19 protein-coding genes are annotated in these 22096 nt (G+C 50.7%); 8 read left to right on the forward strand and 11 right to left on the reverse strand.

Annotated features, from left to right (window positions below; translation table 11 throughout):
• Window positions 1-219: 219 nt before the first annotated feature.
• On the reverse strand, window positions 220-1305 hold the full coding sequence (locus ST42_RS02410) for an endonuclease/exonuclease/phosphatase family protein (protein ID WP_022316708.1): 1086 nt from the start codon (window positions 1303-1305) through the stop codon (window positions 220-222).
• Window positions 1306-1309: 4 nt separating this feature from the next.
• The gene (locus tag ST42_RS02415) at window positions 1310-2269 is read right to left on the reverse strand and encodes a rhomboid family intramembrane serine protease (RefSeq protein ID WP_044072123.1); all 960 of its coding nucleotides are present in this window, start codon (window positions 2267-2269) and stop codon (window positions 1310-1312) included.
• Between the two features lie 244 nt (window positions 2270-2513).
• On the opposite strand from ST42_RS02415, the gene ST42_RS02420 reads away from it, so the two are divergent.
• Window positions 2514-2786 (forward strand): HU family DNA-binding protein, encoded by a 273-nt coding sequence (locus tag ST42_RS02420; protein ID WP_042519121.1) that lies wholly within the window; start codon window positions 2514-2516, stop codon window positions 2784-2786.
• 578 nt (window positions 2787-3364) lie between these two features.
• Here the strand turns inward: ST42_RS02420 and ST42_RS02425 are convergent.
• Together ST42_RS02425 and ST42_RS02430 are read right to left on the reverse strand one after the other, a co-directional pair.
• Entirely contained in the window at window positions 3365-4426 is a 1062-nt protein-coding gene (locus tag ST42_RS02425; RefSeq protein ID WP_044072125.1) for a glycosyltransferase family 9 protein, read from the reverse strand.
• A gap of 36 nt (window positions 4427-4462) precedes the next feature.
• The gene (locus ST42_RS02430; protein WP_022316712.1) at window positions 4463-5071 is read right to left on the reverse strand and encodes a DUF4254 domain-containing protein; all 609 of its coding nucleotides are present in this window, start codon (window positions 5069-5071) and stop codon (window positions 4463-4465) included.
• 118 nt (window positions 5072-5189) lie between these two features.
• Here ST42_RS02430 and ST42_RS02435 point away from each other — a divergent pair, with 118 nt between their 5' ends.
• The 4 genes from ST42_RS02435 to rnc all read left to right on the forward strand — a co-directional run bounded on the left by ST42_RS02435 (window position 5190) and on the right by rnc (window position 9243).
• Complete coding sequence (locus ST42_RS02435) at window positions 5190-6215, forward strand: 4-phosphoerythronate dehydrogenase (RefSeq protein WP_044065185.1); 1026 nt, start codon at window positions 5190-5192, stop codon at window positions 6213-6215.
• Window positions 6216-6370: 155 nt separating this feature from the next.
• Window positions 6371-6607 carry an acyl carrier protein gene (locus ST42_RS02440; RefSeq protein WP_022316714.1) on the forward strand — a complete coding sequence of 79 codons (237 nt, stop codon included), beginning with the start codon at window positions 6371-6373 and terminating at the stop codon, window positions 6605-6607.
• Window positions 6608-6968: 361 nt separating this feature from the next.
• On the forward strand, window positions 6969-8231 hold the full coding sequence (fabF, locus tag ST42_RS02450; RefSeq protein WP_022316715.1) for a beta-ketoacyl-ACP synthase II: 1263 nt from the start codon (window positions 6969-6971) through the stop codon (window positions 8229-8231).
• A complete protein-coding gene (gene rnc, locus ST42_RS02455; RefSeq protein ID WP_044065197.1) occupies window positions 8224-9243 on the forward strand; it encodes a ribonuclease III in 1020 nt (339 codons plus the stop codon). Before fabF ends, rnc begins: the two co-directional genes overlap by 8 nt.
• A 614-nt stretch (window positions 9244-9857) precedes the next feature.
• Here rnc and ST42_RS02460 read toward each other — a convergent pair.
• From ST42_RS02460 to ST42_RS02470, 3 genes are all read right to left on the reverse strand, one after another.
• Window positions 9858-10940, reverse strand: coding sequence for a C1 family peptidase (locus tag ST42_RS02460; protein ID WP_231556879.1), 1083 nt, complete (start codon window positions 10938-10940; stop codon window positions 9858-9860).
• Window positions 10941-11040: 100 nt separating this feature from the next.
• Entirely contained in the window at window positions 11041-11769 is a 729-nt protein-coding gene (locus ST42_RS02465; RefSeq protein WP_044072127.1) for a tRNA 2-thiocytidine biosynthesis TtcA family protein, read from the reverse strand.
• Window positions 11770-11842: 73 nt separating this feature from the next.
• Window positions 11843-12211 carry a DMT family protein gene (locus tag ST42_RS02470; protein WP_022316720.1) on the reverse strand — a complete coding sequence of 123 codons (369 nt, stop codon included), beginning with the start codon at window positions 12209-12211 and terminating at the stop codon, window positions 11843-11845.
• A 300-nt stretch (window positions 12212-12511) separates the two neighbouring features.
• On the opposite strand from ST42_RS02470, the gene ST42_RS02475 reads away from it, so the two are divergent.
• Complete coding sequence (locus tag ST42_RS02475; protein ID WP_022316721.1) at window positions 12512-13090, forward strand: hypothetical protein; 579 nt, start codon at window positions 12512-12514, stop codon at window positions 13088-13090.
• An 11-nt stretch (window positions 13091-13101) separates the two neighbouring features.
• Window positions 13102-13626, forward strand: a complete 525-nt coding sequence (locus ST42_RS02480) for a hypothetical protein (protein ID WP_044072128.1) — start codon at window positions 13102-13104, stop codon at window positions 13624-13626.
• A 693-nt stretch (window positions 13627-14319) separates the two neighbouring features.
• Here the strand turns inward: ST42_RS02480 and ST42_RS02485 are convergent.
• The 4 genes from ST42_RS02485 to ST42_RS02505 all read right to left on the reverse strand — a co-directional run bounded on the left by ST42_RS02485 (window position 14320) and on the right by ST42_RS02505 (window position 19800).
• Window positions 14320-14874: an NADH peroxidase gene (locus tag ST42_RS02485; protein WP_042519110.1), complete on the reverse strand. Its 555-nt coding sequence runs from the start codon at window positions 14872-14874 to the stop codon at window positions 14320-14322.
• Window positions 14875-15124: 250 nt separating this feature from the next.
• On the reverse strand, window positions 15125-16762 hold the full coding sequence (locus ST42_RS02490; RefSeq protein ID WP_044072130.1) for an RluA family pseudouridine synthase: 1638 nt from the start codon (window positions 16760-16762) through the stop codon (window positions 15125-15127).
• A gap of 120 nt (window positions 16763-16882) precedes the next feature.
• Window positions 16883-17116 (reverse strand): DUF4248 domain-containing protein, encoded by a 234-nt coding sequence (locus ST42_RS02495; protein WP_022316725.1) that lies wholly within the window; start codon window positions 17114-17116, stop codon window positions 16883-16885.
• 707 nt (window positions 17117-17823) lie between these two features.
• Window positions 17824-19800, reverse strand: coding sequence for an AAA domain-containing protein (locus ST42_RS02505; protein WP_044072133.1), 1977 nt, complete (start codon window positions 19798-19800; stop codon window positions 17824-17826).
• A 368-nt stretch (window positions 19801-20168) separates the two neighbouring features.
• Between ST42_RS02505 and ST42_RS02510 the strand changes: the two genes are divergently transcribed.
• Window positions 20169-21185, forward strand: coding sequence for a YqiA/YcfP family alpha/beta fold hydrolase (locus tag ST42_RS02510; RefSeq protein WP_044072183.1), 1017 nt, complete (start codon window positions 20169-20171; stop codon window positions 21183-21185).
• Window positions 21186-22096: the final 911 nt, after the last annotated feature.

The raw sequence follows: 22096 nt of genomic DNA on the forward strand, positions 1-22096 counted from the left end.
TCCTTTGTTTTGCATTTTGTTTTTATTGATTTAATTATAGTTTTTCAGATATATCCTGCATCATTGCCTTGCTGCTCTGAAGCGGGACTCCGCAGGGGCTCCCCTAGGCTTTGATACGTGAAGTTTCCTGTCGGGGCATGATGGCTTCCGTGTGAGAAAGCACAATACAGCCCTACATAGCGTGCAAAGATACTGATTTTTTTTAAACTTCTTAAACTGTCAGTGTGTTTTTTTATCATTATGCAGAGATTTCTTTACAAATCCCCACAGAGGATAGTGGTCGGAGACATTGATGCTCCTGTCTACGGTGAAGTTGTAGGGGTGCCAGTCGTTGGAGCACATCACGTTGTCGATGCGCACGTAGATACGGTTGTAGTGATAGGATATGCCGGGACCGTTGGCTGTCGTCACGTAGCAGTCGGTGAGGGTTCTGGCGAGCAGATGGTGGCAATATGAGATGGGGGTGTCGTTGAAGTCGCCGAAGAGGAGGATAGGTTCTCCCTTGCGGCTTTCTATATATCTGATGACACCTTCCACCTGAGGCACCCTGCGCTTGGCTGCTTCGCCCAGGCGCACTATCATGCGCTTGGAGTCCTGGCGTACGGAACGGTTCTCCCAGTCTCCCTTTACGATATTGCGGAATTCGCTGCGCTCTTCCAGGGTGAGGCCCGATGTCTCGAAGTGGCAGTTTATCACCGTGGTGCGGTCGCCGTCGATAAGCACCTCGTAGGCTCCGCACATGCAGCCGGAGAGTTCGGGGTTGATGCGCGTCTTCGACAGTATGGGGAATTTGCTCAGCACTATCTGCACCTCGCCGTTCACGCCGTTGCGCATGGTGTCGATGTATTCGTATTCCTTCTTGAAGGCGTCGCGTATGACATCAGAAAACGCCGCCTCCTGCATGCAGACTATGGAGGCGCCGCTGCCGTTCACGTAGTCGGCTATCTTCTGTATGCTTGCCGAGTCGCCGTTGTGGAACATATACACGTTGTACGACATCACCTTTATGGCGCCGTCGGGAGTGGAATGCAGCATGTTGAGTGGTGAATAGAAATGTGCCGGAATGTAGCACAATACGTATCCCGCTAACGGTATGAGCGTGAGGCGCTTCCATGTGAGCAGAAACAATACGAGGAAGCCGCCGTTTATGAGCAGGAATATGGGGAAGACAAGTCCGACATTGGCAAAGAGGGGGTGCTCCACGGGGTTCAGCTTGTAGCTATATCCCACGGCCAACATCACGCATACCGTGACGGCACTCGCTGCCGCCAGCATGTGCATAGTGAACTTCTTGACTTTGTCCATCCGCTTATTTCTTGCCGTTTTCAAAGAGTTTCCTCTTTTCCTTTTCGCTCAGACTGTCGTATCCGCTCTTGCGTATCTTGTCGAGGATATGGTCTATCTCCTCCTGTTCCTTGTTCTTGCGGGCGTTGTAGTCCCAGTCGCTTTCCCTGCTGCCTCCGCCGAAAGAAGAGTTGTCGTGACCCGGCTTCTTGAAGCGTGAGAAGAAATCTTTCAGTTTGTCGGCAATGCTTCTGCCGCCGGTGCTGCCATAGCCCGAACCATATCCGCCACCATAGAAACCGCCGCCGTATCCACCGTTGGGATGGCGCTGCCAATAGCGGATGATCAGATAGCCGAAGAGCATGCCGCCGAGGTGTGCGAAATGTGCCACGCTGTCGCCTGGCATTCTGAGGCCGAGCGAAAGTTCAAGCACGGCATATATTGCAACGAACCACTTTGCCTTGATGGGCACGGGTAGCGGGAATATGAATATCCTCTCCTCCGGAAACAGCATTCCGAAAGCCAGCAGTATGCCGTATATCGCTCCCGAGGCACCCACTGTGGTCCATGTGTTGAGCGCGAACTCGTTGGCATGCACCGCCGTCATCACGTCGCCGATGCCGAACTCCGGATATGCTCCCTTCATCGTGAGATAGAAGGAGATGAACTGTGCCACCATCTGTATCAGACCGGCTCCGATGCCGCAGGTGAGATAGTAGGTGAGGAAACGCTTCGGTCCCCACACCGTCTCCACGATGCGTCCGAACATCCATAGGGCGAACATGTTGAAGAAGATGTGCGACAGACCGGCGTGCATGAACATGTATGTCACGAGCTGGTACAGGTGGAAGTCTGACACGAGGAAGAAATGCAGTCCAAGCAGACTGTTGAGGTCGATATTCAGTCGTGAGAAGACGAAATATGCCGCGAACATCAGCACATTTATTATCAACAGGTTTTTCGTTATCGTAGGAATATTGCGCATAATATTAAAACGTCATTATTTGATTAATTCAGGTGGCAAAAGTACTAAAAATATCCGTGAAATGCTATTATAGAGGGGGATAAGACACTTTTTTTAATCTTATTCATAACTTTTTCCTGATTTTTATTTGAATTTAAAAAGGATTGCGCTATATTTGCGAAACATTTTCCTGCGTAAACCTTGCTTCGCCAGCGTATTACGCATGTATACGACAAATTTATTAATCAAATAAAAAACATCAATTATGAACAAGACAGAACTTATAGACAAAATCGCTGAAGGCGCTGGTTTGACAAAGGCTGACGCAAAGAAGGCTCTTGAGGCTACAACAGCGGCAATAAAGGATGCTCTCGTAGCAGGTGACAAGGTGGCTTTGATCGGTTTCGGTACATTCAGCGTTAACGAGCGTCCAGCTCGCGAGGGTATCAACCCTGCAACAAAGCAGAAGATTACAATCGCAGCCAAGAAGGTTGCCAAGTTCAAGGCTGGTGCTGACCTCGACGAGGCTCTGAACTGATTTTTTTCAGAAAGCAACGCTTTTGGCATGATTGCCAAGAAATAAAATAGGGCTTCCCCCACGGGAAGCCCTTATTTTGTTTCTTTATTTTATCCCAAGCCGGTCATTAGGGCTTATACGCCAACTCCAATATATCCATTGTCATCCATGATAATTGAACCAAAAACGGGCACGCTGCTTGCCCAACTGGGGCAAGTAGCTTTCTCAACTGGGGCAAGCACCTTGCCCCAGCTGGGCAGATTTTACGCCAAGCGGTTGTCCAATAAGTTCATATTGCAATATCCATATTCCTATTTGCAGGATTCTGCCGACTTATGCAATTCCTGTCGTCCGAATTCCATTCATCTGATTCCCTTTCGCCTGACAATTATCTCTCGTCTTCAAACCATCCAGACAGTTTGCTGACAATCGGTTGGTAGTCAACTGACTGTTTGTCAGAATATTACAGCAAAAAACCAGATGGTCTGATGGTTTTGGCGTTTTTTTAGTTAATTCCGTAAAACGGGTATATTTAGTGACGGTAAAATAATAACTTGGTACGATTTGAGTGAGAAATCAAGTTATTGTTTCACTGTCACTTACTTTCTCTTTTTCTGTAGTAGAACGATGTCCACCCGTCCGGCAATCTGCTCCGGCGTGATGCCGGTCAGACAAGGATAGTCGCCCTTCGCACATATCTTGTTGCCGTAGATGCTGCACGGTCTGCACGGCATGTCTATCATCACGGCATTGCTCTCGCTCTGTCCCCAGCCCATGAATCCGGCGTAAGGATGGGTCGCTCCCCATACGCTCACCACCGGTGTGCCCACGAGGGATGCGAGGTGCATGTTCGAACTGTCCATCGAGAGCATCACGTCGAGATGGCTCATCAGTATCAGTTCCTTGTCTATTCCGCCGAGCACACGGGACGCTATCTCCAGGCGGGGGTTGCGCTCGCGCCATGCCGCCATGGTGTCCATTTCCGACTTGCCGCCGCCGAACATCAGTATTCTTGCGTCGGGATGGCGGTCGGAGATGATGGTCAGCGTCTTTTCCATCTGCTCCTTAGGGTATATCTTGCCTTTATGGGCGGCAAACGGTGCCACTCCTATCCACTGCTGTTCCTCCGGCTTCACGTTGAACGGTTCGGAGAGCTGCGAGAGTTCGTTGCCGCCGTCGGCAAAGATGGATTCAAACTCCACTTTCACCGGATAGCCCAGCTGGGCGAATACGTCGGCATAGTTGCTGAATGGTGTGGGCTGCTGCACGAGCTGCTTGTTCTCCATCGCCGTGATGGCACGTCGTCCGGCTCTATGCTTGTTGATATGTGCCACTTTGAAACGGTCGATATTGAACCTCATGCGCAGATATTTCGACCGCAGCACGCTGTGCAGGTCGGCGATGGCGGTGAAGTTCTTTGCCATCAGCCGGCGGTAAAGGGCGTTCAGCCCCTTCACTCCATGGTACTCGTTCTTGAGGTCAGCTTCCATAAACCCCACGTTGTGTGGCATGTGCTCGAAGAACGGGCGCGCGAATTTCTGGCTAAGCATCGTAATCCTGACGTCAGGATACTGCTTGGCCAGTGAATAGACTACGGGGACCGTCATTGCGACGTCGCCCATAGCCGAGAATCTTATTACCAGTATATGGTCGGTTTTCATTCGTGTGCAGAAGGCTGCGGAGCGTGGGCTCCCGCCTTATTTCTTGTTTGCGTAGAGGATAGGGTTAGTAGAAGGGTCGTTGTACATCTTCATCTGTCTGTACACCTTCATGTATTTCCTTCCCGCCTTTATGTCGTCGAGAAGCTGGTCTATGGCAGTGCCGAGGTCCACCTGCTGCTCCAGCAGCACGTTGAGCTTCTTCTGGCACTTGTCGATATGCTCATCGGATGCGTCGCTGCGGTCCACCTGCTCCTTCATGTGGTATATCTTGAGGGCGAGGATAGAGAGGCGGTCAACTGCCCATGCCGGACTTTCCGTATTGATGGTGGCGTCAGCCAAGGGCTTCACGTCATTGTATATCATGCGGAAATAACTGTCAATCTGCTCCACGAGGTCCGTGCGGTCCTGGTTGCTCCTGTCGATGCGGCGCTTCAGGTTGAGAGCCTCTACGGGGTCGATGTGCGGGTCGCGGATGATGTCCTCGAGATGCCACTGCACCGTGTCTATCCAGCACTTCAGATAGAGGCGGTTCTCAATGGAGTCGCGGTCGTACGGGTTGTTTATCTGTGTGTCAACATTGTCTTTCACATGGTAGTCGTTGATAGCCAGATTGAACACCTTGTTACATAGTTGTGAGAATGTCATGACTTTACGTTGTTTAAATTTGTGGCAAATCTAATAAAATAATTTTATATGACCAACTAAAACACAATAAATAACCCATCACGAGGTTATAAAGGCAACATTAAAGGTTTTATGAATCATGAAGATTATTGTTGACGACAAGATTCCGTATATTAGGGAGACGCTTGGCGAGATAAGCCCAGACGTTACCTATTTGAAGGGTGCCGACATATCTGCCGGCGACGTTGAGGACGCTGATGCACTGATAGTGAGAACTAGGACATGCTGCGACGAGAAACTGCTGCAGGGGAGCAAGGTGCAGTTCGTCGCCACCGCCACCATCGGCTACGACCACATTGACACAGAATACATGCAGAAGGCAGGGATAAGCTGGATGAACTGTCCGGGATGCAACTCCGGCAGCGTGGCGCAATATCTGCGTTCTACCCTCATCCTGCTGTGCCGCGAAAAGGGCATATCGCCAGAGAAAGACATCGTCGGTGTTGTGGGCTACGGTCATGTAGGCAGCAAGGTGGTGGCAGAGGCACGCGCCATGGGCTTCAAGGTGCTCGTGTGCGACCCACCGCTTGGCGACGGCGGCAGCACGGCAGAACATTTCGTTGACATGCGGCAGATAGAAAGAGAATGCAGCGTCATAACTTTCCACGTGCCACTCACTAAGGGCGGCAACCATCCCACTTTCCATCTTGCCGATGAGGCTTTCTTCGGCAGACTTGCCAAGTGTCCGGTGATAATAAACACGAGCCGTGGCGGTGTGGTAGACAACGGAGCCTTGCTCGCTGCCCTGGACAAGGGGATGGTGAAGGATGCCGTCATCGACACATGGGAGGGAGAACCCGACATCTCCCTCGCATTATTAAATAAGGTATATATAGGTACGCCCCACATCGCCGGATACAGCGCCGACGGCAAGACGAACGCCGACAATATGGTGATTGAGGGCCTGTGCCGCCACTTCGGGATAGAGAACCGATGGCATATCCTTCCGCCTTCTCTGCCAGACGGTTTCAAGGCAGGCGACAGTGAAGATGACACGAAACTCGCACTCTATAATCCTCTGGAAGACAGCCGGCGACTCAAAAACGCTCCTGAGAAATTTGAGGAATTGCGTGGAAATTATCCTTTAAGAAGAGAAAAATTGTAACAAAACACGCTATTTTCTGCACAGTTATACCCTCTGTGTGCAAAAGAAAGTGCTTTTTTGTTGAATTTATTTGCACAAGTTATAAAAAATGCGTTCCTTTGCACCCGATTTACGAAATTGAATATAATTTAAACACTTTAAAAACATTAACTATTATGTCAGAAATTGAATCAAAAGTAAGAGCTATCATCGTAGACAAACTTGGTGTTGATGAGGCTGAAGTTAAGCCAGAAGCAAGCTTCACAACAGACCTCGGTGCTGACTCTCTCGATACAGTAGAGCTCATCATGGAGTTTGAGAAGGAGTTCAACATCACTATCCCAGATGACAAGTCTGAGTCAATCGCTACTGTAGGCGACGCTATCGCTTACATCGAGGAGAACGCAAAATAATTATCAGAAGTGATATAAATCGAAGGTGAAAGAAGTGAGATGAGACCGGTCTATGGATCTCACTTCACTTCTTTCACTTTTTTTTCTATTAAAGTTGATAAGTTGGCAAGTTGGTGGGTGCAAGCGGAAGGACAGGCAAATTATGCCGTCATAGGGCTTGCTGATCTGAAAGTCAAAATGTCAGTGAATCAACGGGTTTTCGAATTGCGGGGCAGAAGTCTCATGTCTATAAATTCATGACCATTAAGATAGCGAGTCAACGGCTTTGTGTGTTGGCCGGAAAAACGAGCAGTCATATAGTTTCCAATTGTCTTCTCGTCATCCCGACGTTCGTCAACCTTAAAAATAAAACAATTGAAATATGGAATTAAAAAGAGTAGTAGTAACAGGACTCGGTGCCGTTACACCAGTGGGAAACAATCCTGAGGAAACTTGGAAAAACCTTCTCGAAGGCGTAAGCGGAGCCGCTCCTATCACACATTTCGACGCATCCCAGTTCAAGACACAGTTCGCTTGCGAGGTGAAGGGATTCAACGTCAACGACTATATCGACCGCAAGGAAGCCCGCAAGATGGACCGCTACGCTCAGCTCGCCATGGCTTCTGCAGTACAGGCTGTTGAAGACAGCAAGATGGATCTGGAGAGCGTAGACAAGAACCGCATCGGTGTTGTCTATGGTGTAGGTATCGGCGGTATCAAGACATTCGAGGACGAGGTGGGCTACTATGCCACACATCAGGAGAATGGTCCGAAGTTTAACCCGTTCTTCATCCCTAAGATGATTTCCGACATCGCAGCCGGACAGATTTCCATCCGCTACGGTTTCCACGGACCTAACTATGCCACTACATCAGCCTGCGCTTCTTCAACCAACGCTCTGGCTGACGCATTCAACCTCATCCGTCTTGGCAAGGCAGATGCTATCGTTGCCGGTGGAGCAGAGGCTGCCATCTGCGCTTGTGGCGTAGGCGGTTTCAACGCCATGCACGCCCTTTCTACACGCAACGACGATCCGGAGCACGCTTCACGTCCATTCAGCGCAAGCCGCGACGGATTCATCATGGGTGAAGGTGCTGGATGCCTTATCCTTGAGGAACTGGAGCACGCCAAGGCGCGTGGCGCCAAGATCTACGCCGAGATGGTGGGCGAGGGCATGAGTGCCGACGCATACCACATCACCGCTTCTCATCCTGAGGGTCTCGGTGCATGTCTCGTGATGCAGAATGCTCTCAAGGACGCTGGCATGACACCAGAGGACATCGACTATATCAACGTACATGGCACATCAACACCTGTGGGCGACGTTTCAGAGGTGAAGGCTATACAGAAGCTCTTCGGTGAGCACGCTTACAAGCTGAATATCAGCTCTACCAAGTCTATGACTGGCCACCTGCTCGGCGCTGCCGGTGCCGTTGAGGCCCTCGTGTCTGTATTGGCTGTCAAGAACGACATCATTCCTCCTACTATCAACCACGAGGAGGACGACAAGGACGAGAACATCGACTACAACTTGAACTTTACCTTCAACAAGGCGCAGAAGCGTACCGTACGCGCTGCCCTCAGCAATACGTTCGGCTTCGGCGGACATAACGCTTGCGTAATCTTCAAGAAGTATGATGATTAATAATTTCATTGACCGCATGAGGCTTCCTTTCAGCAAGGACAAGGAGCTTCGTGCGGCTCTTTACGAAATCTTCGGTTTCTACCCACACAGGATACAATTCTACAAGCTCGCCCTGATGCACAAGAGTGTGACCAGGCGCAACGAGAAAGGAAAGCCACTGAACAATGAGCGTCTCGAATTCCTTGGCGACGCTATCCTCGACGCTATCGTTGGCGACATCGTATACCGCCACTTCGAGGGAAAGCGCGAAGGCTTCCTCACAAGCACACGCAGCAAGATAGTGCAGCGCGACACTCTGAACCGTCTCGCCACCGAGATGGGCATCACCCAACTGATAAAATTCGGCAAACATACTCCCTCCCACAACAGCTACATGGGTGGGAATGCGTTTGAGGCCCTTGTGGGAGCGATGTATCTCGACAGAGGCTACGAGGCTTGCATGCGATTCATGGAGAAGCGCATACTATCACAGCTCATCAACATCGACAAGGTGGCATACAAGGAGATAAACTTCAAGAGCAAGCTCATAGAATGGTGTCAGAAAAACAAGGTGAAACTCGACTTCAAGCTTCTGGAGCAGAGCCGCGAGGGCAAAAACAGTCCTATATTCAAATACCAGGTGCTCATAGAGGGTCTTGAGGGCGGCGTAGGCGAAGGCTATTCAAAGAAGGAGAGCCAGCAGCTTGCCAGCAAGATAACGCTGCAGCAGCTGAAACGCAAGCCGCAGTTCATCGACGCCGTGTTCACCGCCAAGGGCAACCGCACCAAGATGGAAGAGGCACCGGTGCTCACCGTGCCCGATACGGAGCAGAAGACCGACTTCATAATTCCTCAGGCGAAGGACGAGGGCACAGCCCCTGTATATTCCGACAAGGTGGAGGAGAAGAAGGTGGTCGTAAAAGAGAAGAAGGAGACCGACGAGTTTGATTTCTCCGACATCCAGGCCACTCCCAAGGAAGTCACTTCAGAGGATATCATCGCGGCTTCAATGGCAGAGGCATACAAAGAATAAGATTCTCACAACCGGCATGCCCCCTGTGTGTATCAGGGCACAGCCGCATGCAGCGCAAATACGGGAAGAGAGCGTACGAAACCATAACGTACGCTCTCTTCCCGTATTTGCATATCCCAAATCAATCATTAGGACATTGATTTTGGAGAGAAAAACCATGTGCCGTCGTCTGGAATACCCCCAGACTTCAATCTGATGCTCAGAAGACTGTTTTGGTATTTTTACCTTCAGATATTTCTTTATTGCGATTATAATTATTTTATTTGCAATAAAACAAAATAGAGGATAGTTTTTTCATTAAACCCAAATCGGTCATTAGGACGCTCAATGTAATATTTTACAACTGCTTGCAGTCTTTTGTTTTTTATAAGGCGTCTTTTGCTTGTTTTTAATTCGCAATAGCTCGCTATTACTCATTAAAAGCCAAACAAAATCCACTCTTCTAAAAGAACAAAATCCTGGCCAGCCCTAATGACCGATTTGGGTTAAAAAGCAGCATGATATGGACACACCTGTAATACTCAATCCATTTGTAGCGGGAAGATCTTTTGCAACGTGGCTGGCAAAGGACTATTTGGGAGATACAGGCAGTCTGTATCCGTCGCCCTCTGTCATCAGTCTTCCATAGCCGGCAGAACGATGTTGTTGAGCATTACGGCGATGGTCTTCAGCCGCACATAGTCGAACGACATATACATCAGTCCGCCATACGGATTCTCCGTGCCCCACGAGTTCTTGCAGATGAAATACTTCCTGTCTTCCTTGTCGCGGGCAATGCCGATTATTGCCATACAGTGGTCGTCGGTGGTGCGGAAAGTGTCAAACTCCCTCTGCCTCATCGTCTGAGAGCAGTTGCGCTTTGCCAACGGCACATCTGCCACACCGTCGGCGAATGAGAATCCCCGTTCACTGATGTCGCCCTCCCAACATACGGGATGGCCAGACCTGACAGACTTCTCCATCAGTTCCATCAGTCTGTCGATAGGCAGGTTGACGAAGCGTTCGTCGTTGTAGTTGTCAGTCAACTTCAATGCCACCTTCTTGTTCATCGGTTCGTGGGTGAAGCTGGTGAACGCCATATATTCGTCGGGCATACACACGCTATGCGCAAACTCCAGCGGCGTATATTCCATTCCCAGCATATACACATGCTTGGGCAGCGGATTGATGCTGCCGTCGAGCACGTTGTCGGCAGCCTGTCGGGCTTTTACAAGTCCCGATCCCCTGCCGACCTGTGCCACGAGTGTAGACCGCAGTTTGCGTGCCGCCACATTCATGTTGGCGTCCGTGTGGTAGGAGTCGTAGGGCATCAGTCCGTAGGTCTGTATCAGTCTCACCAGCTGCGGCATCGTTCCGCGGAGCGTTATGTCGCTGCTGCCGTGGCTCAGATAATACCTGTCCGCCTGTTCCTTCATGAAATTTCGTGCCACATAAGCCACAGAGAGGTTCACCGAGTCGCCCCTCTGGATATGTTCCGTCTCTATCGTGGCAAGCATGGCGTATGCCCAGCATAGCGAACTGTGTCCCTGGTCTTTCACGGGTGTCATGCCGAGCCTCACCTCCGTGCGGAATTTCATCGGATTCAGCATCGTCTTTTTCTCGGTTTCGTCGCATGCTGTCATCACCACCGCTGCCAGGGCGATGATGAGCATCATGGCTATATTTGCGTTTGTTCTTTTCTTGATGTCTTTGTACATGGCATTCTCTGTATATGATGTTATTCTTCTATATAGTTGTTCTGCACAGGTCGGTAACCGGCGGCCAACCGACGGGAATGGACAAGCATCTTCGCTTTTGTCATTCCACGAGCTTTCCCTCAGCCTTCAGGGCGTTCCACATCGAGAAACGGGCCTCCGGCGCTATGCGCTCCATCTCCTCGAACAGGTGTGCCACGGTGGAGCGGTGGGAGTCGGTCTCATAGGGACACAGCTTCTTCTGTTTTTCATATCCGTTCGTCTCCGCATAGTGGCGGATGTCAGCCTCTTCTTCCATGCATAGCGGACGGATGATGGTGATGGGCATCTTGCGCATCGTGAGGCGTGCCGGCATAGTGGAGAAATGACCCTGAAACATCTGGTTCATCAGTGCCGTATGCAGTATGTCGTCCTGATGGTGGCCCAGCGCAATCTTGTTGCATCCCAGTTCCTGAGCTTTCAGGAACAGCTGCTTGCGCCTGTTCCAAGAACAGAGGAAGCATGGCGACTTGCGGTTGTCGGTGGTCATGTCGAAGTTTGTGGTCACGAGGTGGAGCTTCACGCCGAAACGCTGGCAGAAGTCTTCCAGATATCTTGTGTCGCTCTCATATCTGATGTTCTGCATCCTGATATGTATGGCGTGCACCTCAATCTTCGGACGGTTTATCGCCTGCTGTCTGCCTAGCATCTCTACCAGAAATAGTGAGTCCTTGCCGCCGGAGAGTCCGATGAGCACGCGGTCGCCGTCTTCTATGAGTTCAAACTCCTTCAGCGCCTTGCGGTAGCGGCGCATGAGCTTGGCTTCGAGCTTCTGTTCTTCGGTAGGTTTCATGTTCTTTTCTCTTGTCTATGTCGTTGTTTATGATTTCCTGTGCCGCCAGCCTTCGCCGGGCATCCGTCTCTCCTTATTTCAGAAACACCAGATACACCGCCGCCACGAGGAAGAAGAAGGCGAGGTAGTGGTTCCAGTGCAGCCCCTGGTTGCCGAACATCATGTTTATCATCACGGTGAACACCAAGAGGCTCACACACTCCTGTATCACCTTGAGCTGCACGAGGGTGAAAGGTCCGCCGTTCTCCACGAATCCGATCCTGTTTGCCGGCACCTGGCAGCAATATTCAAAGAAGGCGATGAGCCACGAGAAGGCGATAACGCCAATCAGGGGCCAGTTGCTCGATGTTCCCGTCTGCTGCAGTTTCAGGTGTCCATACCATGCCAGTGTCATGAAAATATTGCTTGCCAAGAGGAGCAACACAGTGTATAATCCGTTCATATTTTGATTTATCCTTTTAAATCGGCAAAGTTATGAAAATTTGCTCAAAAACAAGAATGTGGCAATGTTTTCGTGATGTTGCTGACGAAATATGTGGCAACAGGTATAGGTGGATAAAAAAGAAAAATCTCGGTTTAACAAGATCTCAACGGGAATGCCTACTCCTTTTTAGGGGATTCCCTAACAAATATTATGGTTTTTATCCTTGCGCTGTTCTGCCATAAATAGTAAATTTGCAACGTGATAATAAACAGCGGGGCTTCGGCACCGGAGATATTAACGACATAAAGACATTGTATCATGAAAAAGTTTTATTCCATAATCACCATTATAATGATGGTACTGACAGCCACGTTGACAACGGGCTGCACCGACGAGAATGAAGATGTGGCGTATAACCTCTGGGGTACATGGGAGGGAAACATGTATATGCAGAGCCAATACAACGGCAGAGTGTATCAGTCGAGCTATTCGGTGTTGGCGTTCGACAAGAACCCATATCAGTATGCCAGCGGAACGGGTTACTGGATTGACTACTACAGCAATGCCCCATGGGACTACTATTCAAGCCGCATACAGTGGAGGGTGACGGGCAACCAGGAGATACAGATATACTCTCAGAATGAGGGCCGCACATATTATATCTACAACTATAGCATGGGCAGCTATCGCTTCACGGGATGGATAGACGACGGACAGAACGACCCCGTATACTTTGAGCTCAGAAAGACATCGGAGCCAGACTGGGGCGACTACGACTGGGACGGATATTACTGGGATGACTATTACTACGGTTACAACTACTCTCCGGCTCGCTCGAAGTCTGTTGTTGAGGCTCCAGTGAGGGGAATAACCAGAAATGATGATACGAACAAATAAATGATACAAACATGAAACAGGTAAAGATCTTCACGATGATGGTGGCGATGCTGCTTATGGCAATCACAGCATATGCCGGAGTGAACAGCAAGAACACGATGCCAAATATCACCTATCCCTATGTGGACAACTGCAACACCCAATACTGCAAGATAGCCTCGATAACCTACGGCAGCACGATAACGATGGTGAAGCTGGTATACAATGTGGCGAAGGTGAATTTTGAAGACACAAAGAACATCGTCATGACCGACTCCAACGGCAAGGAATACAAGCTGAAATTCATCAACGGACTGAAGGCCGGACAGGAAATGGAAATCGAAGGCAAGAGATTCATTACCCTCGTGTTTCCGAAGATAAAGAAGACTCCGACAAAGGCAAACATCGAATGGGCTGACGGCAATGGATTCATGTTCGAGGGAGTGGACCTGACACAGAGCGGACCGATACAGAGCGTGTTCGACAAGGATGCCCTGGAGAAGGAGCTGAACAGCAAATACGGCAACGGAATGCACTTCCAGGAGGTAGACGAATAACGGTGTCTGCCGGACCTGCTGCATACAGCTTACGCCAAACGGACATAAAGCATATATGTTATTTTTTCATTACGGCTTGTAGCCTCATGCCAAACCGGGCATCAGGCTCCAGGCAATCCCGGAAGAAAGATTTGGGATAAACAACGAGGACTGCGTGGCGGAAATGATTTTCCAATCACGCAGTCCTCTTTATTGTTGGTTGTAGTCAAGCTGACGAGGATGTTTGTCTGTCTCTGACAGCTGTTGGCAAACCAGGATATCTGTCAGCCAGTGTGCCTGGAGCCTCTGCGCCAACCTCCCAGATAGTGCCGACATGCGACATCAGTCCGCCGCTGATACCTACATATTAATTTTATGAAATAAACCCAAAACGGTCATTAGGCCGTTTATTGTATTTTATATTTACTGCTTGCAGTCTTTTGTTTTTTATAAGGCGTCTTTTGCTTGTTTTTAATTCGTAATAGCTCGCTATTACTCATTAAAAGCCAAACAAAATCCACTCTTCTAAAAGAACAAAATCCAGGCAAGCCCTAATGACCGATTTGGGATAAATGAACAAAAAGACAAACGGTGCTTCTTACGCATAGAAACAAAAATGAGGTATGCTGCACAGAAATAATTCTGTGCCGCACACCCCATCAGTAGACTACCCCTTAAGTCCGGATATGGACTTAAGGGCTATGTCAGCAGTGGTTATTTGAAATATCTCTTGTAGAGGCCCATGAAGCCTGCGCAGTGGCGGGCCTCGTCCTTAGCCATTTCGTGAACGGTGTCGTGAGTAGCGTCCATACCGGCAGCCTTGGCGTTGCGGGCGATGCGGAACTTGTCCTCACATGCTCCACGCTCAGCAGCGATGCGAGCCTCAAGGTTGCTCTTGGTGTCTTTCAGCACGTCGCCAAGGAGCTCAGCGAATTTAGAAGCGTGCTCTGCCTCCTCGAAAGCGTAGCGCTTGAAAGCCTCGGCAATCTCTGGATAGCCCTCACGGTCGGCCTGGCGGCTCATTGCGAGATACATACCCACCTCACCGCACTCACCGTTGAAGTGAGTCTCGAGGTCCTTTATCATTTCCTCGTTGGCGCCCTCCTTGCGGGCAGCGCGCAATTCGTGTACTGTAGCGAAAGTATCTTCTTCACCCTCTACCAGCTCTTTGAACTTAGATGCTGGAGCCTTGCATACCGGGCACTGCTCTGGAGCAGCGTCACCCTCATAAACGTAACCGCAAACGGTGCAAATAAATTTCTTCTTCATAATGTCTTTGTTTTTATATGTTACTTATTTTCTTTTCTGAAAGCGTATCCTTTGATAATCGCTATTATAGTTCAGTGCTTTTCTTCATTGGCAAAGGTAGGAATTATTTCAATATGCTGTACGCTTTTTCTTGATTGAATTTTTCTATTTTGGCATTAATTATATTGATTTAACCCCAATCTGCCCTTTGTAGTCCGTCTGTATTCTGACAAGTCCTTGGCTCAGGAAAATGTCTCTTGTCCGGCATCAGTCAGAGGTGGAGTCCGCCACGGGATTCCAGTTCCATTCTCTTGCCCGTCAGCGGATGATGGAATGACACGTATTCGGCATGCAGATACATCCTGCCGCCTGTGGGGTGGCCGTATAGGGTGTCGCCAAGTATCGGCGTGGCGAGTCCGTCGGCATGGGCGCAGTGCACTCGCAGTTGATGTGTCCTTCCGGTGAGAGGATACAGCAGGATCTCCGTCTTGCCGTCGGCGGTGGAGATTATCTCATAGCGGGTTTCGGCAGGTTTGCCGTGCTCCTGGTCCACCACCTGTCGCGGACGGTCTGTCGGATCGGCGGCAAGCGGCAGACGGATTGTGCCTTGGCGTGGAGCGTGGGGGATGCCGTCGAGTATTGCCCTGTAGCGTTTCTCCACCGTGCGTGATGCGAACTGTTCGTGCAGATTGCGCAACACGGTGTCAGACTTCGCCACTACGAGGAGTCCGCTGGTCGCCATGTCGAGTCTGTGGGCAGGCATCAGAAACTGGCTGCCGCCACGCTCCCGCTTCAGAATGTCAACAACAGACTCACGTGCCACGTTGCCCGGCACGGAGAGAATGCCGGCAGGCTTGTCAACCACTATCAGACTCTCGTCTTCATAAACTATATGCAGATCTTCGCAGCTCCCTGCGGCGCTGTCGTGCGGGTCGGCGTCCACATTGAGGCCCTGCAGCATGTGTGTGAGGATAGGTTTGCATTTGCTGCGGCAGGCAGGGTAGTAGTGCAGGTGGTGGCGAATCTCGGTCTTAGGCGACTTCCCCCACCAGAATTCCGCCATGCACACAGGATGCAGACCATGAAGATAGGCATACTGCAGGAGCTTTGGAGCGCAGCAGTCGCCGGCTCCCGATGGCGGCACCCTCTGTGGCGTGGCGGCGAAGATTGATGTCAGGTCGCAGCGTTCGCCACGGGCGTTGAGCATGGAATATTGGCCGAAGAGCCATTGCTGCAGACGGTCAGACTTCTCCTTGCGTTCCTGTCGCAGTGTGGCGATGCGGTTGTCGAGTTCTGCCGTCTGGCGGCGTGGTTCGGCGAGTGCTTCGTCCCATCTCTTCTTGATGCGGCGCAGTTCCGCTTTCTGATATTGGCTCTCTCTGACCATCTGCTCCTGCTGCTGGGCAGAGAGGGACTGGCCGGATGCTCTCAGGGCTGCGCGTCTCTCCTTTGCCTCCGCCATATACTGTCGGAAAGCCTGTATCTCGTTGTCGGCGGCAGTCTGCAGTTTGGCAGTCCTGTCTTTCAGAGCGGTATATTCCGCAGATTCCTTGATGCGTGCTATCTCATGGTTGATGGATGAAATCTCGCGCTCGTGGGTCTTGAAATATCCGTCGGGCTGCTGACTGTCATATACCGACGGCACGAAATATGGCAGGTCGTTCCTGCCTGCCAGCAGTCCGGAGTATGCGGCAAGGAATCCGAGGTCTCCTATGGCGTCTGTCACCACAAGCACACCGAACATCTTTCCTTTCTCCACTTCGTCTCTCCACTGTCCGTTGCTGCCAATGTAGCGTTGCAGTTCGCCGGCAGCCAGCAGGCATAGCGGGTGTGGCGTGTAGTTGAAGGGATAGGTGAAGCGCTCGGGGCGCTCTATATCGGTGTGCAAAGGGTGGAAAATCTCGTTCATACGGCAAAGTTACTGATTATCCGCCAACATCAGCGACGTGACGGGTGGAAAATAATCATGCCGATGGAAAATAATGCAGAAAAGCGGAATGGGGACACCAATGTCTGCCGGTGCCGCCTGTCATGGTTCACCGAGACGCTCCACGATGAGTTTCACCTCCGCCGGTGTGAACGACCGTACGGGCGGCATCTTGCCGTTTTTCAGCAGACGTCTTGACAGTTCCGGTTCCAGACTTATCCACCGGCATAGTTTGCGGAATGCCGACTCTGGTTGCAGGTTGGGACAATACATCTGCGCCAATTCTGTGCGCCCGTAGGCGCGAACCTTGAAATTCATTGCTTCGTTGTTTTTCATGATAAAAATTATTTTTAGTGGATTAAAAATGCTTCTCCCGTCGTGTTCCGACCACTGCCGGCAGGGGAAACGATATTGATATAAATATAAATCAGGGACCGCTGCCACTGATAATAGTTTCGTTGTTCCACTGTGTATATATGTGATAATGCAAAGTTAGCAATTATTCCGCAAAGCGCAATGGGATTCTGAAAAAATATTTTCATGTTCCCTTGTCTGCCCGTCATCTTGATTATCCCTGATTTGTCATTAAGACGACCTGATGGACGATTGGGGGTTATATAATAAGGTGAGACAATTTGTTGGGTTGTCTTTTTGCAATCGTTTTCGTTACAAAAGCAAACATTTTATTAGTTTTATTCGTTTGTTTCTTCAAAATGTATTACTTTTGCATCAGTTAATACAACATGACACAAATATCATTCGCTATGTTCCGGGAGCGGAACACTGTCTGACCCTTGACAAACAAGGATAATGACAGCACAGACATCAAAAACAGATAAGATACAACAAAAGAGACAACGCAAATGCGATTCGATAAAAAGGAACGAAGAATATAGGAATAGGAAAATGAATGAATTTTTTATAGGTCATAAAGTTAGAACTGAATATAAAAGGGAAAAAGACAGTAAGTAAGGATGCACACAACACGAATACAAGTATGAAATGGAGCAGGATGTTCGTCATCCCGCTCCATTTTTCTTGATTCATACTCTGTCGGCATCCTCTTCTCCGGCATCCTCTTCGCCCGTGACATAAGCATAGAGCTTCTTGTAGAACGCCGTGTGACCGAGAGTCTCGGCATTGCCCATGATTACGAGTTTCATTCTGGCACGCGTTATCGCCACGTTCATGCGCCGCAGGTCGGAGAGGAAACCTATCTGCCCCTCCTGGTTGGAGCGCACGAGAGATATGAACACGATGTCGCGCTCCTGTCCCTGGAATCCGTCCACCGTGTTCACCGCGATGAGCTTGCGGTAGGGACGGAAGAAGTCGCTCTGCTTTATCAGCTGTCTGAGATACTGCACCTGTGCCCTGTATGGCGAGATGATGCCCACGTCGATACTCTCTTCGAGGATGCGCTCCTTGCCGATCTTCTCGAAATAAGTCTGCAGGGTGTCGAGGGTGAGACGCGCCTCGCGCTTGTTTATCCTTCCGAAACTCTCACCCACAAACTGCTCGTAAGCCTCTGTGCCGGAGGTGTCTATCCATACCATCGGCTCGTCGTAGTCCAGTATTCCCCGGTGTATCACCTCAGGAGCCGGTTCCACCATTCCGCCATAAAACCAGTCGCTCGAAAAGCGCATTATCCTTTCGTTCATGCGGTATTGCATTTTCAGCAGCGTCACCACCTCGGGCTTCTTTTCCACGATGCGCTCCATCAGCGTCTTGGCGAGTCCGCCACGCATCGCCTCGAAGCTCTTCACCGTTGGCGGCAGCTGACAATGGTCGCCGGCGAGCACCACTCTCGACGCCCTCTTCATGGCAATCCAGCATGCAGCCTCAAGTGCCTGTGCTGCCTCGTCGATGAATAGTGTGGTGTATTTCTGTCCCGACAACACGTGGTTGGCGCTGCCTACGAGAGTTGAGGCTATCACACGCGCCTCGCCGAAGAGCTGGGCGTTGATTCGGCATTCTATCTCTGTGGCGCGGCTCTTCAGGCGTTCCACCTTCTGGTGCCAGTTGTCGGCAGCCCCTCGTTTGCGGTTCTGCCGCAGCTGGCGTATCGCCTTGCGGATGCTCCATAGTTCGGGATAGTCGGGATGCGACTCGAAGCGCCGCTCGTAGGTGAAGGAGAGCATCTTGTCGTTCACTCGTGTGGGGTTTCCGATGCGTAGCACCGCCACTCCGCGGTCTACGAGCTTTTCGGATATCCAGTCTACTGCCATGTTGCTCTGTGCGCACACCAGCACCTGGCTCTCCCGCTTCAGCGTTTCGTATATCGCCTCTACGAGCGTGGTGGTCTTTCCTGTTCCCGGCGGACCGTGTACCACCGCCACGTCCTTTGCCCTCAACACATTGTTCACGGCGAGTTCCTGTGCCGTGTTGAGCCATGGGAATTTTATCGCGTCGAACGAGAATGTCTGCGCTTTCTGCTTTGAATAGAACAGGTCGCGCAGGTATGCCAGCCGGTTGCCTTTGGCGCGTATCACGCGGTCGAGGGCTTCGAACATCAGCTTGTAGCTGGTCTCGTCGAAGAATAGCTGCACACCCACATCCTCCGTGTTCTGCAGTGTCACGGCGAGTCCTGTCTTGTCGGGAATCACCACCACCATGCGGTCGGTGTCGGCATAGCTCACGGTTCCTGTGGCAATCAGGTCGAAAGCCTTTGCCGTGCCTTTGGCCTGTGTCTTGCCGGTGGGCAGCTTGTCTGCTGTCGCCTCGCTGCCCGTCGCCTCGTCGGTATGGAAGAAGCACACGGGTTTTCCGAATTCGAAATTGTGTTCTATGTCGTCGTCGGCAGTGCGATACACCTCGATAGCCAGCTGGTTGAGCGAGTTGTAATAGCTCCTGCCGATCCTCACGGGATGCCATGCGTCGCCTCTGCGGATGCGTCGCGGGAGTCCCATGGCCTGCATCTGCCGTTTGAAGTTCTCCTTCTCCTCGTCGTATTCGGTCTGCAGCAGCGCTTTCTGGCGCAGCAGACTCATTATGGGGCTTTGTATTGTCTTGTCGTTCTCCATCTTGTTGTCTTTTCATTGTCAGGAATGGGGCATTGCCTGACGGAGTGTAAGAACAAAGGTAATGAATTATCCTGATAACGACAACCCGATTGCAGATTTTTGTGGCTGCCTCATGTCTGCTGTGGATATGATGGCATCTGCTGATAATTCCCCCCCCCAACGGCATGATCCCCGATTCGGGATAATTCATTTTCCGTTGTGCATTAATTTGTCTTTCGTTTTGTATTGAGCATGGATTATGCTACCTTTGCCTGATGAAAAAGCCGTGGGCAGGAGTCCACGTTGCACATATCGGAGAAACCGTTCCTGCAGCTCATCGGCATGTATGCCGGAAGCATGCGGAACCCGAATATAAAACAAGGAAAAAGATGGAAAAGGAAAACAAATACGTATTGCAGTATCCCTCGATAATGAAGGGCAAGAAGATAATGTATGTCCACGGATTCATGTCGTCGGCACAGTCGGGCACGGTGGCGCGCATCCGTGAGATGCTGCCGTCGGCAGACGTAGTGGCGTATGACCTGCCGGTGCATCCGCAGGAGGCGATGGACCTCTTGAGGCAGAAATGCGAGGAACAGAAGCCCGACCTCATCATCGGCACGTCGATGGGAGGAATGTATACCGAGATGCTGTATGGCTACGACCGCATACTGGTGAACCCGGCTTTCCTGATGGGAGAGACGATGACGAAACATGGGATGCTGGGCAAGCAGACCTTCCAGAACCCAAGGCAGGACGGTGTGCAGGAGTTCATCGTCACCAAGAGTATGGTGGAGGAATACAAGGAGGTGACGCGGCAGTGCTTCGCGGCAGTCACCGACGAGGAGCAGGATAGGGTCTACGGACTCTTCGGCGATGCCGACACCACGGTGGCTGCAGAGACCTATGGCGTGTTCGCCGCCCACTACCGCCAGGCGATAAGTTTCCACGGCGAGCACCGCCTCATAGACAAGTCGCTCATCCATGCCGTCATTCCCGTGGTGCGCTGGATCGACGACCGTCAGGAGGGTCGTGAGCGTCCTATCGTTTATGTGAGCATCGATGCGCTGCGCGATGCCAGGGGCAGCCAGAGAGGAAGTGCGATGAAGGGTTTCCAGACTCTGCTCAACCACTATGCGATGTATGTCGTAGCCCCGTCGCCAAGCTACGACGAGGAGTATGTTGCCGAGGTGCGCCGCTGGGTCAACGACACGGTGAATGTGCCGGCATGGCAGCGCCTCACCTTCACCAACCAGGAGAATCTGCTCTATGGCGACTATCTCATCGCTCCCGTGGCGGAATGTGAGCGCTCCGGATTCATGGGCACTACGATAGCCCTCGGTTCCGACACGTTCAAGACGTGGGACGAGATAATAGAGTTCTTCAGCCGTCTCGGCGGACAATAGTTCTCATGGAGAACGTCTGTATTGATGGTAATCTTTGATACGTCAAAGTCTCCATTATTGCCTGATAGAGGTTTGTGACCAAAAAAACGATCAAAATTGTCAGATTGTCAGGTTTTTGCTGTAATGCTTTGATATACAAATGGTTAGCGACCTGATGGTTGTTTTCGATTGTCTGGATGGTTTGCAGATGAGAGGAAGTATCAGATGGCAGGAATTGCATGTGTTGGCAGAATCCAGAAAACAGAAGTATGGATGTTACAACATTAACTTATTGGGCAGCCGCCTGGCGCATTTTCTGCCCAAGTGGGGCAAGCAGCGTGCCCAAGTGGGGCAAGCACGTTGCCCAACATGGGCAAGCACGTTGCCCCAGTTGGGCAGATTTTGTACTCTCTGACAGGATCATAGACTGCTGTCCATCAACCATAGGCTGGGGATACAGCGACATCACGGAATGACAAATGGGTTTAGGGTGTTTTATCTGTAACCCATACGCTCTTGGTTACAAACTAACCTTCCCAAAGGGAAGTAACAGATTACTCTGCCTCTGACTTCAGCCCCCTCTCGTTCTCCCCCGAAGGGGAGATGCAGGTTACTCCGTTTCTGTCATAGACTGGTGGTGCAGTTTACTCCGTTTCTGTCATAGACTGGTGGTGCAGGTTACTCCGTTTCTGCCATAAACTGGTGATGCAGGTTACTCCGTTTCTGCCATAAACTGGTGGTGCAGGTTACTCCGTTTCTGTCATAGACTGGTGATGCAGTTTACTCCGTTTCTGTCATAGACTGGTGGTGCAGGTTACTCCGTTTCTGTCATAGACTGGTGATGCAGTTTATTCCGTTTCTGTCATAGACTGGTGGTGCAGTTTACTCTGTTTCTGCCATAAACTGGTGATGCAGTTTATTCCGTTTCTGCC

This window comes from Prevotella pectinovora, from assembly GCF_000834015.1.
Taxonomy (GTDB): domain Bacteria; phylum Bacteroidota; class Bacteroidia; order Bacteroidales; family Bacteroidaceae; genus Prevotella; species Prevotella pectinovora.